Raw genomic sequence first — 13,826 nt, 5'->3', positions numbered from 1 at the left:
ATACCTATTTTTATTTTAATTTGCCAACAAAAATCGAACATTTATTCGATTTTTTTATTTCCAGTTTATAAAAACGCATTTTTACCATAAAAAAGCTAGAAGAAACTTACATCTCTTCTAGCTTTTTGTATAAATGATAAAATCCATATTTCACAGTACGTTCACGAATTTGCTGACGGCTCCCACTTAAATGAAGCGGAAAAACTATTGTCGGTTCATCTTTTATTGCTAAACCGATAAATACAGTTCCAGGTTCTTTATTTTCTGAAGCAGCCGGCCCTGCGACTCCCGTAAAACTAATGCCAATATCCGATTTTAAAAGTAATTTTACATTTTCAGCAAGATCACGCGCACATTCTTCACTCACCGCACCTGCCGTTTGTAAAGTTTCTTCAGGAACGTGCAAAATATGCTGTTTTACATCATTGTGATAGCAAATTATGCCACCTTTAAAAATAGAAGACACACCAGCATTTTCCGTTACTTGATTACCAAAAAGGCCACCTGTTAAACTTTCAGCACAGGCTAGAGTGAAACCTTTTTTCTTCAATAACTCAATTGCCTTATGGTGAAGGAAATCTTGATTATAGCCGTAAAAAAACTCGCCTACTCTTTCTAAGATTACATGTTCTACTTGCTGAAGTAATACCTTCGCTTGCTCTACATTCTGATGTTTTGCAGTTAACCGCAACGTTACCTCTCCATCAGAAGCTAGCGGTGCAATTGTCGGATTCGTTTGGTTGTCAATTAAATCTTGTACTTTTACTTCTAACTGAGATTCACCAATACCGAAAAAACGAAGGACGCGAGAATAAATACGTTCACCAGTTGTTACATTACGTAAGAACGGATCTACATAGCTATTATACATTGGTTGCATTTCTTTCGGTGGACCTGGCAATAAAATATACACTTTTTCATTTTTATGTAATCCCATACCCGGCGCCATACCGTGATCATTTGCAAATACAGTTGAACCCTTTAAAACGAGTGCTTGTTTCTTATTATTCTCTGTGAACTCACGACCCGTTCGATTAAAATATTCACGAATCGATGTTAATGCCGCTTCATCATAAACAAGGTCTTCCTTAACAATAGACGCAATTGTTTCTTTCGTTAAATCATCTTTTGTCGGTCCGAGTCCGCCAGTAAAAATCAATATATTTGCACGTTTTTCAGCTGTGCGAATAGCCTCTTGTAGCCGCCTTGTATTATCACCTACTACAGTATGATAATAAACATTTATTCCAATAGAAGCTAATTTTTCAGATAAAAACTTTGCATTTGTATTTGTAATTTGCCCCAGTAATAATTCTGTTCCAACTGCAATAATTTCGGCATTCATTCCGATTCCCCCATAAACTGCTATTTTGAATTGACAAACACAGCTCTATTTTTCCAAAAGTAATCAAACCCAGAAATAACTGTAAAGATCAATGCAATCCATATAAAAATATCAGCAACTGGAATATAGATTAAATTTAATGGCACATCATGTAATAAATATGCTGAAATTGCAATAATTTGTGTCCACGTCTTGATTTTCCCTAACATATTAGCTGCAACAACTTCTCCAGTGCCAGCTAATACAAGTCGTAAGCCTGTAACTGCAAATTCACGACTAATAATAACAATTACAATCCACGCTGGTACATATTGCATTTCAACTAATGTAATAAGCGCCGCTGAAACAAGCAATTTATCAGCTAATGGATCCAGGAATTTCCCTAAATTTGTAACAAGATTATATTTTCTTGCTAAATGCCCATCAATCCAGTCAGTAGCTGATGCAATAATAAAAATAAGCGCCCCGATTAAATGTTGAATTGGTAAATCTACGTTTCCAATTGTATATGAACCCCAGTCAAAAGGCGCAATCATAATGACTAAAAAAATTGGAATTAAGCAGATTCGAGATATCGTAATTTTATTTGGTAAGTTCACAACTATTCCTCCATCATGTCACAAACATTTGTTCTATTGAAAAAAGTCATCGAAGCGATGACTATTATTGTGCAGGTTGTTCTCCCCCTAAGTTTTTAATCACCATTCTTTGGTGCAATGCCTCTTCAGCATTTAAACCGTAATTCACAACTTTTCCATTTACTTTAACTTCTGTATTCAGTGCATTACCGATATTTAATCGCACTTCTTTTTTCTCTGTTAAATTTTGTGGAACAGTTTGACCTGCTTCTAATGTCCCTTTATAAATTTCATTACCATTTTCATCTTTAATATCTACGTAAGTCGTTCCCTTAGCAGAGACTTCTAGTTGTAGTTCCTTATTATTAATTTCATACGTAGATACTTTCTCTTTTGTGCCAACTAGCTTTATCTCATCTTGCCTTGTCGGTGGTTGCTGCGCTTGTTGCTCAGCCTTCTTTTGCTCTTCTTTTTTTGTTTCATCCTGTTTTGCTTTTTCTTGTTTCAGTTCTTCCGCTTTTTCATCTTTTTTCTCATCTAATGGAGAATCCTTTGCTTTTTTCACTTCAATTTGTTCACTTTTGTTTTGTGCTACTGCACCATCATCTTTTGCAGTTACCCATTGGAAAACAAGCCAAATCACTACTCCTAACGCAATTACCAATAGTGCAATTAAGATTTTCGGCATATGATCTGCAATTGGAAGCGATGTTGCCTTTTGGATTGTCTCCTGTGTTTTTTGACCAGTTGATACTTGTGGTACATCATGAGATTCAGATTGTGGTATTGTACTTTGATATTCTACAAGCAATTCCTCTCCGTTTAACCCAACAGCATCCGCATATTGTTTAATAAATGCACGCGCATAAAAAGCTCCCGGTAATATGCTGTAGTCGCCCTCTTCAATTGTTACTAAATAACGCTTTTGAATTTTTGTAATCTCATGTAGCTGATCAATAGACAAGCCTTTTGCTTCTCTTGCTTCCTTCAGCTTTTGTCCTAATTCCGTCACTGCTAACACCTCAATATTTCTTTAAAAGTCAAACATAGAGAAATTATTTTGCGTTCCCTGCTCAATTTCATCTACTAAATTATATTGAATTTCTTCATCATAATCGTTACGCAATTCAATAATATAATCAAAATCATCAAGTGTGTATTCTGATTGACTCACAAATACATCTGGATGTTCTACAACTTTTGTTGCGGGCAACCTCATAATTTCACGTACAAGCTGCCAATGTCTTTCATTCGCGCGCTTTGTTGAAACAATCCCATCTAATATAAAAATATTATCGTCGCTATACTCATCTTCAATCAATTGACTACGTACCGTTTGTTTAATAAGGGTAGACGAAACAAACAGCCAACGCTTATTCGCACAAACACTTGCAGCAACAATAGATTCCGTTTTCCCAACGCGAGGCATTCCTCTTATTCCGATAAGTTTATGGCCCTCTTTTTTCATTAATTCTGCCATAAAATCAACAAGTAGCCCTAATTCATCCCGTACAAATCGAAATGTTTTCTTATCATCAGCATCTCGTTGTATGTACCTGCCATGCCTGATCGCTAGCCTGTCCCTGAGTTTTGGCGGACGATATTTCGTTACCGTTATATTATCCATCGTATTTAAAATTGATTCAAGCCTCGAAATTTGCTCTTGATTATCACACATAAGCAAAAGACCGCGCCTTGCATTATCCACACCATTAATTGTGACGATATTAATACCAAGCATACCGATTAACGAAGAAACGTCACCAAGCAAGCCAGGTCGGTTTTTATGTATTTCATATTCAAAATACCATTCAATCATCCAAGATCACTCCCCCCTTGCTTACTTTACACCTACGTACTATATTATATGATTTCATCCCAATAGGGAAGTTAAAAGTACAATGAAATCAATGGATTTTCCACATAAAAAAAAGAGAGGAGAATCTCCTCTCTTTTTTTATTTTTTTTGTACCAACTTTACCATTAGATTTGCAATTGTATGTTGTTCTTGTTCATCTGCCACTTTCCACAGCTCTGCTAATAGTTTTTCTTGATCATTGCGCGCTTCTACTTCATTTGCAAGATAATCCCCAACACGGTATGCCATATCTGAAACAACACCGCCCTCTAGACCTTTTCCTTGCGCCTGCTCTAAACGCTCTCCTAAAAAGCTTTTCCATTGATCAAAGTTATCTAATACTGACATATTAAGCACCTCACTACTATTGAGTATTACAATCATACTTAATTTGCACAGTTTTTTATCTTTTATGTATGTTTTTTAACAATGCCAGCCACCATTTACTCCAATAATTTGTCCTGTTATATAAGAAGCTCCTGGTGATATTAAAAAGGAGACTGTTTTTGCCACCTCTTCCGGGGAACCAATTCGTCCCACCGGAATTTCCTCTGCAATTCCATTTTTATCTTCTTCTGAGAATACACTTAACATTTCTGTCTCAATTGCACCTGGCGCCACTGCATTGACACGAATTCCACTTAAAGCCACTTCTTTCGCTAAAGCTTTTGTATATGCATTTTGCGCACCTTTTACCATGGAATATAACACTTCGCAAGAAGCTCCTATTTGCCCCCAAATTGACGAAATAATGACAACATTACCCTTTCTCCGTTGTATCATTGGTGGCAGTGCAAACGACATAAGTTTATACACACTCTTCACTTGTAATGCAATCATTTCATCAAGTTGTTCATTGGTCACATCAGTAACTAAGCCAAATATACTTTTTCCAGCTGCGTATACAATCGTTTCAATGGGATGATCAATCTGTTCCCACAATTTCTCTACTCCATCTGCACAGGCTAAGTTAGCTTGAACAGGAATAACTTCTCCAATTTGTTTTGCTAACTCCTTTACTTTGTCTTCATTTTTATTGTAGTGCATATATACTATATACCCATCTTCTATTAACTGCCTTGAAATTGCAAAGCCAATTCCTCCGCTTCCTCCAGTCACTAACGCATATTTCTTCATCTCTTAATCCTTTCTTCGAAGACATCTATTCATACTCTTCATTATAAATACCCCTCTTTACTTTTTAAGCATGACTAAAAAGTAAAGAGGGGTTCATTTTTATATAACAGACAACAGATTCCTCATGTTTGTATGTTATTTCTTCGGTAAGACTTGGCAAATACTCATTCTGTCTTCAACTAAAAATTCTTTTGCTGCACTTTGTAAATCTTGAACTGTTATGCTTTCTAAAGTAGATAATGCATCAAATAAACTCGTTTCATTAAATGCATATCTTGTAAATTGATTTGCAATGTATTCTGGTGAATTAAGAGAGCGTAAAAATCCTCCAATTTTCTTTTTCTTTACACGCTCTAATGTATTTGTATCAAGTTTATTATAATCTATTTGCAACAAAATTGCTTTCAATCGATCTGCTAATTCATCTGGCTGTTTTGTATCGCCCCCAACCATCGCAAACCCAAAGCTACTCTCTTCTGTATAATCATAAGAGAATGTTTCATCAATGAGCCCTTCATTATATAAGGACTCATAATGAGTTGACCCTTTTCCAAATAAATAATCTAAAAGTAACGTCAGTGCAATTTCTTGTTTTAAAAGCACCTCACCTTTTTCTTTTAGCCCTACTGCTTTAATTCCTACTAAACATTTTGGCGTTTGAACAGACATCGAAATCACTTTCTTTTTCTCATTTACTTCTTCTGGTTCACTTTCAAATGAACGAATAATTTCTGGCTGATTTTGATAATCTTTTTTCGCTTGATTTTCTCGTACTAATGCCATTGTCTTTTCTGGATCAACAGCTCCAACAACAAATAAAAGCATATTACTTGGATGATAAAATGTTTCATAGCACTCATACAATAAATCTTTCGTAATTTTACTTATCGATTCAATTGTCCCAGCGATATCAATTTTAATCGGATGTTTCACAAATAAACTATCAATTAACCCAAAGTATAAACGCCAATCAGGATTATCTTGATACATTTGAATTTCTTGACCAATAATGCCTTTCTCTTTTTCCACTGTTTTTTCCGAAAAGTATGGCTCTTGAACAAAATTTAATAATGTATTTAAATTTTGTTCTACATTGGATGTACATGAAAAAAGATACGCCGTTCTTGTAAAGGATGTAAATGCATTTGCAGATGCTCCTTGCTTACTAAACAACTGAAATGCGTCATGATCCTCTTTTTCAAATAATTTATGTTCAAGGAAATGAGCGATTCCATCTGGCACCCGAACCATCTCTTCTTTTCCAAGAGGAACGAATGTATTATCGATAGAGCCATATTTTGTTGTAAACGTCGCAAATGTTTTATTGAATCCTTGCTTCGGTAAAATATATACATCTAACCCATTTGGAAGCTTTTCATAATAAAGCGTTTCTTTTAATTGATCATAAGAGATTTTCTCCATCTATTCTCCCTCCGTTCCATGTAAAAAGTAAATCGTATCTAACTCAATTTGATTTGCGACCTTTACAATTTCTTCTTTCGTAACAGCTTCTATTCCAGTAATCCATTCTTCTACTGGACGTGTATGTTCCGCAATAATACCATGGTATAATAATTCAACGAAACCACGTGGTGTATCAATCGCTTCTAAAACTTGATTGCGAATTACACTTTTTGTTTGCTGAATTTCTTCCTCTGAGAAATCACCATTCTTCATCGCCTTCATCTGCTCTTTAATAATCGCAACCGCTTTTTCATAATTCTTCCCTTCAATTCCAGACATAACGAAGAGCAAACCTTTATGACTTTCAAAGCGTGAAGCTGCATAATACGCTAAACTATTTTTTTCCCGAACATTCACAAACAATTTGGAATGCGAAAACCCACCAAATAAACCGTTAAATAATTGTAATGCAAAGTAATCTTCATCACGATAGGTCACATATGTGCGATAACCGATATTTAATTTACTTTGTTTTAACTCTTGTTTCTCAACAATCTCTTTTTCTTCGTTATTTCGTTTATGAAGTACTACATTTTTTTCTTTCGGTACGCGTGGTGAAATGGAAAAATATTTACGAACGAGTTCAGCTGCATTGTCTGAAATATCGCCAATAATGTAAAGATCCATTTCATCTTCTGCTAGCACTTTTTGATAATATTGATATAATGTTTCACTTGTAATTAACGGAACATCTTCTTTTTTTCCGTTGGCACTTAATCGATATGGTTCGACTTTACACATTTCTTCAATGAGACGTTCATTTGCGTAACGCATTTTATCATCATATGTCGCTTCAATTCGTTGCAGAAGCGCTCGCTTCTCACTCTCTACAATAGACTGTAAAAAACCCTTTTCTTCAGTTGCTGGATGTAACACAATATCAGATAACATAGAAAGCGCTTTTTCAAACAGAGGCGAAGCATCTTGTAAATATTTCTCATTGGCGACATCCATGTAAATAGATATGATATGATCCTCACCTTTTTTACTTACATCTACCGCTAAAGAAGAACCGTATAATTCCTCTAAATATTGGCGAAGACGAATGACAGATGGCAATTTCTCGGTAGCGCTTTGTAAAACATAAGGCAAAATAGCACGCTCTGTCACAGTTTCTTCATTTAAAGGCGCCTTAAAGCGAAATACAAATGTATTTGTTTTATACTTATCTGTTGGAATGATATGTACTCGTAAACCACCTAACTCATGCATTTGCTGTTCCATCAATTTCATTTATAGCCCTCCTTTACCTATGTAGGAATATTCCTCTTCAATATACAGTTTTTAGAAATCAAAAATCAACTTTTCTTCCTTTTTCACTTTTAAATTCTTATATGCATTTCGATATTAAACATATTCTATGTCAAAAAGCCCGCACTAATGTGCGAGCTTTTTCAAACTTTGAAAAGATTATCTCTTTCCTTTTTCATATGGTGTTCCAAGCGCTTTTGGTGCTTCTGAACGTCCGACAAAACCAACTAGTGCTAAAATCGTAAACACATATGGCAAGATTGTTAAGAAAACACTTGGTATTTCTTTCAGTACAGGAATGGTTCCTCCCGTTACTCCAAGTGATTGTGCAAACCCGAAGAACAAGGCAGCTCCTAACGCCCCAAGCGGATTCCATTTCCCGAAAATCATAGCAGCTAGCGCTAAAAAACCTTGCCCTGTAATCGTTGCGCCTGAAAAGTTATTTGAGATAGACATGGCAAAGATGGCACCGCCAACGCCAGCAAACATACCTGAAATACAAACGGCAATGTAACGCATTTTATATACATGAATTCCCATCGTATCAGCTGCCATAGGATGTTCACCAACTGCGCGAAGACGAAGACCAAACGGCGTTTTATAAATAATATACCAAACAACAAAAGCTAAAATAATAGCAATATACGACGTTAAAGGTACACTGGTGAAAAATAATTTTCCGATAACAGGAAGATCCGAAAGCCCTGGAACGTCGATTTTTTCAATACGATATTGAATAAAATCAGTCTGACCTTTACCGAAAATTTTCTTAATCGCAAAAACAGTCAAACCAAGCGCTAAAAAGTTGATCGCTACTCCACTAACAACTTGGTCCGCACGAAATGTAATGGAAGCAACAGCGTGAAGAAGTGCAAACATCCCACCACCAATTGCTGCAAAAACAAGTGCGATCCAAGGGGTCATCGCCCCCCACGTATCTCCCATTAATAAAGTTGTCACAACACCAATAAATGCACCAAATAACATTAACCCTTCTAATGCGATGTTTACAACTCCAGAACGTTCACTGAACACTCCACCAAGCGCCGTAAAAATAAGTGGGGCCGCTGTATATAATGTACCTGTCACAAGAATGGCTAAAATATCTAAGAAGTTCATTTATTTCCCCTCCTTGCTCATGCGTGTAAGTGCCCAGCGTAAAACATAGCTACAAGCAACAAAGAAAATAATACATGCAATAATGACATTTATTAATTCAGATGGCACATCTGCTTCAAAGTTCATTTGCGGTGCTGCACTTTTTAAACCACCAAATAATAAAGCAGCAAGCAAGATACCAAATGGGTTATTTCCGCCAAGAAGAGCGACTGCAATTCCGTCAAATCCAATTCCAGTAAATGAGGACATCGCTGTCATATTTTGAAAGGTTCCAAGCCCTTCCATCGCTCCACCAATACCTGCAAATGCACCTGCAATTGTCATCGATAAGATGACATTACGAGAGACTTTCATACCAGCATATCGCGAAGCATGTTGATTAAATCCAACTGATTTTAATTCATAACCTAACGTTGTTCGATCTAATAAGAACCACATGAGAATCGCAATGAGAATCGCAACAAGAATCCCCCAGTGCAGACGTGATCCTTCTGTTAAAGAAGAGAGCCATTCAGATGCTAACGATGCACTTGGCTGAATATCATATGATTTTTCATTCGCTTCATGTAAAAAACGTTTAATGAGGTCATATGTCACATACAGTGCAATATAGTTCATCATAATGGTTACAATAACTTCATTTACTTTAAATTTCCCTTTTAAGTACCCTGGAATAAAGCCCCATAAACCACCAACGATTGCTGCAATTAAAATAGATAGCGGAATATGTAAGAACGCTGGTAATGACACTGCATAGCCGAACCAAACTGCTGCAAGCCATCCGACTAACAATTGACCCTCTACTCCGATATTAAATAGTCCTGTACGGAATGCAAAGGCAACGGAAAGACCAGCTAACACAAGAGGAATCATCGTACGAAGTGTTTCACCTATAGCTTGCGGATTTCCAACCATTCCTTCCCACAATGCTGCATATCCAACAATCGGATCATATCCGCTCACTAGCATAACAATGGCTCCTACAAGCAAACCAAAAAGAACAGATAATACAGGTACTAAAATATGAATCGTTCGCTCCGTTAAAAATTTTTTAGCCATTTGTACTCACCTTCTCTTCCCCTGTTCCACCAGCCATTAAAAGACCTAACTCTTGTTCATTCGTTGCTTTTGCATCAACAATTGCAACAATTCTTCCTTCATAAATAACAGCCACACGGTCACTTACATTTAAAATTTCATCAAGCTCTAAAGATACAAGGAGTACCGCTTTCCCTTTATCCCTTTGCTCAATTAATTTTTTATGAATAAATTCAATTGCCCCTACATCAAGGCCACGGGTTGGCTGTGCTGCAATTAATAAGTCCGGATTGCGATCTACCTCACGAGCAATAATGGCTTTTTGTTGATTCCCACCAGATAGCGCCCGAACCAATGTATATTCACTCGGTGTACGCACATCAAACTGTGCAATAAGCTCTTTCGCCTTTTTCGTAATAGTATTAAAATTTAAAATTCCTTTTTTCGAAAACGGATTTTTATAATATGTTTGTAAAACAATATTATCTCTTACGGAAAAATCAAGGACGAGTCCATGTTTATGACGGTCTTCTGGAATATGACCAATTCCTTCTTCTGTAATCCGTCTCACAGGCCAATTCGTTATCTCTTTCCCATTCATTGCAATAGAACCTGACTCAACTTTTCGTAAACCAGTAATTGCCTCTATTAATTCACTTTGTCCATTCCCATCAATTCCTGCAATACCAACAATTTCTCCTGCACGAACAGTTAAGTCAAGGCCTTTTACAGCAGGTAATTGACGTGCATCACGAACAACAAGATTCGCAATCGAAAGTACATCTTCCTTAGGTTTTGCGTCTAATTTTTCTGTTTTAAAATTCACTTGACGTCCAACCATTCGTTCCGCAAGTTTATGTTCATCTGTATTTGCAACGTCAACTGTACCGATTCCTTTTCCTTTTCGAATAATCGTACAACGATCACAAACTTCCATAATTTCTTTTAATTTATGAGTAATTAGAATAATAGATTTTCCTTCTTGTACAAGTTTTTTCATAATTTGAATCAGTTCATGAATTTCTTGAGGAGTTAATACTGCTGTTGGTTCATCAAATATTAAAATTTCAGCTCCTCGATAAAGCGTTTTTAAAATTTCAACCCGCTGCTGCATTCCAACTGAAATATCTTCAATTTTCGCATACGGGTCTACCGCTAGACCGTATTGTTCAGATAGCTTTTTAATTTCTTGTGCCGCTTCATCAACTGCAATTTTCCCCTTTTTCTTCGGTTCATTTCCAAGAATAATATTCTCTGTAACGGTAAAATTGTGAACAAGCATAAAATGTTGGTGAACCATGCCAATTCCAAAATCATTCGCAACATTAGGGTTTGTAATTTTTACAGGCTTCCCTTTAATTTTAATTTCTCCTTGCTCTGGTTGATACAGTCCAAAAAGAACATTCATTAGCGTTGATTTCCCTGCTCCATTTTCTCCGAGCAAAGCGTGTATTTCTCCCTGTTTTACTTGCAGCGTAATATCATCGTTCGCCACAATGCCTGGGAATACTTTTGTAATATTGTTCATCTCAATTACGTATTCCATTGTGTTCCTCCTTTTAGCAGGGAACAATCCCCCAATTACACTCTATGAAAAATGATTTGATAGATACAAAGGTTAGTTCTAAGAACTAACCTTTGTTATTTCTCTATCATTATTTCGTTAGAGAAGCCTCATATTCTTTGTACTCATCATCAGTTGCAGGTACTTTAATTTCACCAGCTGTAATTTTCTTCTCAAACTCTTCTATTTTTGTTAAGATTTCTGGATTTACTTTTTTCACATTGTCAGTTGTTTTCGCAATACCAATACCATCATCTTTCAAGCCGAATTCTTCTGTTTTACCGCCTTTTAATTTTCCATCTTTTGCTTCTTGTGCTACTTTTGCTACTGCAACGTCAACACGTTTTACCATAGATGTTAACGTTACATTTTCAGGCATACCTTCTTGATTTTGGTCACGGTCAACACCAATTACCCAAACATTTTCACCTTTTTTCTTACGGTTTTTCGCTTCTGTAAATACGCCATTACCAGTTGCACCAGATGCGTGATAAATTACGTCAACACCTTGACCATACATTGCTGATGCTAATACAGATCCTTTTTCTGGTTTATCAAATGCATCTGCATATTGTGAAACGATTTCAATGTTTGGATTTACTGCTTTCGCTCCAGCTTTAAATCCTGATTCAAACTTGTTAATTAATGGACTCTTTACTCCGCCGACAAAGCCCACTTTATTAGATTTTGTCGTCATTGCCGCCGCAACCCCAACAAGGAAAGATCCTTCATGGTCTTTAAATGTAATACTTGTTACATTTGGTTTTTCCACAACAGTGTCTACAATTGCAAATTGTTGTTTCGGATATTGATCTGCTACTTTTTCAATAGAGTCTTCCATTAAATATCCAATACCAAATGTTACATTATAATTTCCTTTCGCAAACTTTGTTAAGTTTGGAATATAGTCTGAGTCTTTACTTGATTGAAGGTAACGATAGCCTTCATTCTTTTTCAAATCATTATCTTTACCGAACTTTGTTAACCCTTCCCACGCTGATTGGTTAAACGATTTATCATCAACCCCACCAACATCGGTAACCATACCCACTTTAAAACCTTTACTATCTTTCTTGTCACTACTTGCTTTGTCTGAGTTACCACATGCCCCCAACACTGTACTTGCTGCTAACGTTAATGATAATAAAAGACCTGCTTTTTTCTTCATACTAGAAACCCCTCCTAAAATGATGTATATCTCTATTTATTATTTATGCTGCTGTCCCTTCCTTTTTGCTGTCACCTCCCTAAAAAGAAGCCGATTTACATACGTTTTCGTAATACATGGAAGCTAAATTTATCTGCTCTAAAATAATTAATAGAATACAAAATTGGTTCATCATTTTGATCGTAATGCATTTGTTTTAAAATCAGTAATGCTGTTTCTGGTTCACACTGTAAGATTGGTGATATTTTCGGATGATATCCCATCGGTTCAATATGAGCAACTGCATATGTGACGCGCTTATGCGTGTTATTATGTATAACAGTAAGCAACGACTCTTCATTATAATCTGATAAATCCGGCAATATTTCTTTTGATAATTTATCAACACAGTATACAACAGGTTCCCCATCTGCTGTACGAACACGCTCAATCATGACTGCTTCAAAACCTTCTTCATTATGAAACTTTTCTTTTTCTTCTTCTGTTAAACTTGTAGTAGATGATGATAAAAAAATAGTCCCCGGTGTTTTTCCAACGCTAGCAATCATATCGGTAATACTGGAAAGTTGTTCGATTCCAGAAGAGAACAACGGCTTTGCATTCACAAACGTTCCTACGCCATGTCTACGAATGACAACATTTTCTTCTTCCAAAATACGGAGCGCTTCACGCAAAGTTGCTCTACTTACACCTAGTTCCTTTGCTAAATCAAACTCAGAAGGTAACTTTTGCTTTTCTTTATATGCGCCACTTTTGATTTTCTCTTTAATATGATCGATCACTCGCAAATATAAATGTCGACTATCAGATTTAACCGACATAAGACTCCCCCCCATTCAATTATTCGACCTCTGATGTAAGACTTCTTTTCTCTTTTTTCTTCCGATGCTATAATTTGTCGAATAAATATTAATAGTTTTTTAAGACGAAATTTTCCATCTTTATTATATAAAAAAAACTTTGTACCATAAACATTCCTCAGCTAGAGAAAAAGTTCGGCACAAAGATTCCTCTTACATCCTTTGTTACACACTTTTCCCCTCATAGTCTAGCAATTTATGGTTGCTAGGTAGAAACTTATGGACCTTATTTCCAAGATTATATGAGGCGGTGATTCTTTTCGAAGTAATCTTACCACTTGCCCTCATATGTGTCAACAAAATTCAACATTTTTCCACAGTAAATATCGAACATTTAACAAAGCGAAATTAAAAGCATTCGTATTCTAGAGAACCTACCAAAATGTAAGCCTTTTCTTTTTCGCTATGTATAGTATATAACAAAAACACTATATAAAAAAGCCT

At 36.0% G+C, this 13,826-nt stretch carries 13 protein-coding genes and 1 riboswitch; all 13 genes read right to left on the bottom strand.

Features of this window, described 5'->3' with window-relative positions; translation table 11 throughout:
- Positions 1–106: 106 nt before the first annotated feature.
- On the bottom strand, positions 107–1,345 hold the full coding sequence (locus MR058_RS14065; protein ID WP_242144579.1) for a competence/damage-inducible protein A: 1,239 nt from the start codon (positions 1,343–1,345) through the stop codon (positions 107–109).
- Between the two features lie 20 nt (positions 1,346–1,365).
- Positions 1,366–1,944: a CDP-diacylglycerol--glycerol-3-phosphate 3-phosphatidyltransferase gene (gene pgsA / locus MR058_RS14060; RefSeq protein WP_242144578.1), complete on the bottom strand. Its 579-nt coding sequence runs from the start codon at positions 1,942–1,944 to the stop codon at positions 1,366–1,368.
- Between the two features lie 64 nt (positions 1,945–2,008).
- On the bottom strand, positions 2,009–2,935 hold the full coding sequence (locus MR058_RS14055; RefSeq protein WP_242144617.1) for a helix-turn-helix domain-containing protein: 927 nt from the start codon (positions 2,933–2,935) through the stop codon (positions 2,009–2,011).
- Positions 2,936–2,956: 21 nt separating this feature from the next.
- Entirely contained in the window at positions 2,957–3,742 is a 786-nt protein-coding gene (locus MR058_RS14050; RefSeq protein WP_242144577.1) for a DUF3388 domain-containing protein, read from the bottom strand.
- Positions 3,743–3,880: 138 nt separating this feature from the next.
- Entirely contained in the window at positions 3,881–4,129 is a 249-nt protein-coding gene (locus MR058_RS14045) for a DUF3243 domain-containing protein (protein WP_242144576.1), read from the bottom strand.
- Positions 4,130–4,204: 75 nt separating this feature from the next.
- Positions 4,205–4,918 carry an elongation factor P 5-aminopentanone reductase gene (ymfI, locus tag MR058_RS14040; RefSeq protein ID WP_242144575.1) on the bottom strand — a complete coding sequence of 238 codons (714 nt, stop codon included), beginning with the start codon at positions 4,916–4,918 and terminating at the stop codon, positions 4,205–4,207.
- 135 nt (positions 4,919–5,053) lie between these two features.
- Positions 5,054–6,340, bottom strand: coding sequence for an EF-P 5-aminopentanol modification-associated protein YfmH (yfmH, locus tag MR058_RS14035; protein ID WP_242144574.1), 1,287 nt, complete (start codon positions 6,338–6,340; stop codon positions 5,054–5,056).
- Entirely contained in the window at positions 6,341–7,615 is a 1,275-nt protein-coding gene (gene yfmF / locus MR058_RS14030) for an EF-P 5-aminopentanol modification-associated protein YfmF (protein WP_242144573.1), read from the bottom strand.
- Between the two features lie 177 nt (positions 7,616–7,792).
- Positions 7,793–8,752: an ABC transporter permease gene (locus MR058_RS14025; RefSeq protein WP_242144572.1), complete on the bottom strand. Its 960-nt coding sequence runs from the start codon at positions 8,750–8,752 to the stop codon at positions 7,793–7,795.
- Positions 8,753–9,811, bottom strand: coding sequence for an ABC transporter permease (locus tag MR058_RS14020; RefSeq protein ID WP_242144571.1), 1,059 nt, complete (start codon positions 9,809–9,811; stop codon positions 8,753–8,755).
- The gene (locus tag MR058_RS14015; RefSeq protein ID WP_242144570.1) at positions 9,804–11,336 is read right to left on the bottom strand and encodes an ABC transporter ATP-binding protein; all 1,533 of its coding nucleotides are present in this window, start codon (positions 11,334–11,336) and stop codon (positions 9,804–9,806) included. Before MR058_RS14015 ends, MR058_RS14020 begins: the two co-directional genes overlap by 8 nt.
- 109 nt (positions 11,337–11,445) lie before the next feature.
- Complete coding sequence (locus MR058_RS14010; RefSeq protein WP_242144569.1) at positions 11,446–12,522, bottom strand: BMP family lipoprotein; 1,077 nt, start codon at positions 12,520–12,522, stop codon at positions 11,446–11,448.
- A gap of 95 nt (positions 12,523–12,617) precedes the next feature.
- Entirely contained in the window at positions 12,618–13,343 is a 726-nt protein-coding gene (locus MR058_RS14005; RefSeq protein WP_242144568.1) for a GntR family transcriptional regulator, read from the bottom strand.
- Positions 13,344–13,546: 203 nt separating this feature from the next.
- Positions 13,547–13,648: riboswitch (purine riboswitch) on the bottom strand.
- Between the last annotated feature and the right edge of the window lie 178 nt (positions 13,649–13,826).

Source organism: Bacillus cereus group sp. BfR-BA-01430, from assembly GCF_022663115.1.
GTDB lineage: Bacteria > Bacillota > Bacilli > Bacillales > Bacillaceae_G > Bacillus_A > Bacillus_A cereus_BD.
This window is presented reverse-complemented; position numbering and strand designations above follow the sequence as displayed.

Excerpts from the sequence above, each read along its gene's own strand:
- MR058_RS14065 (WP_242144579.1), bottom strand. The coding sequence starts at position 1,345 with ATGAATGCCGAAATTATTGCAGTTGGAACAGAATTATTACTGGGGCAA.
- MR058_RS14050 (WP_242144577.1), bottom strand. The coding sequence starts at position 3,742 with ATGATTGAATGGTATTTTGAATATGAAATACATAAAAACCGACCTGGC.
- MR058_RS14045 (WP_242144576.1), bottom strand. The coding sequence starts at position 4,129 with ATGTCAGTATTAGATAACTTTGATCAATGGAAAAGCTTTTTAGGAGAG.
- ymfI (WP_242144575.1), bottom strand. The coding sequence starts at position 4,918 with ATGAAGAAATATGCGTTAGTGACTGGAGGAAGCGGAGGAATTGGCTTT.
- yfmH (WP_242144574.1), bottom strand. The coding sequence starts at position 6,340 with ATGGAGAAAATCTCTTATGATCAATTAAAAGAAACGCTTTATTATGAA.
- yfmF (WP_242144573.1), bottom strand. The coding sequence starts at position 7,615 with ATGAAATTGATGGAACAGCAAATGCATGAGTTAGGTGGTTTACGAGTA.
- MR058_RS14025 (WP_242144572.1), bottom strand. The coding sequence starts at position 8,752 with ATGAACTTCTTAGATATTTTAGCCATTCTTGTGACAGGTACATTATAT.
- MR058_RS14020 (WP_242144571.1), bottom strand. The coding sequence starts at position 9,811 with ATGGCTAAAAAATTTTTAACGGAGCGAACGATTCATATTTTAGTACCT.
- MR058_RS14015 (WP_242144570.1), bottom strand. The coding sequence starts at position 11,336 with ATGGAATACGTAATTGAGATGAACAATATTACAAAAGTATTCCCAGGC.
- MR058_RS14010 (WP_242144569.1), bottom strand. The coding sequence starts at position 12,522 with ATGAAGAAAAAAGCAGGTCTTTTATTATCATTAACGTTAGCAGCAAGT.
- MR058_RS14005 (WP_242144568.1), bottom strand. The coding sequence starts at position 13,343 with ATGTCGGTTAAATCTGATAGTCGACATTTATATTTGCGAGTGATCGAT.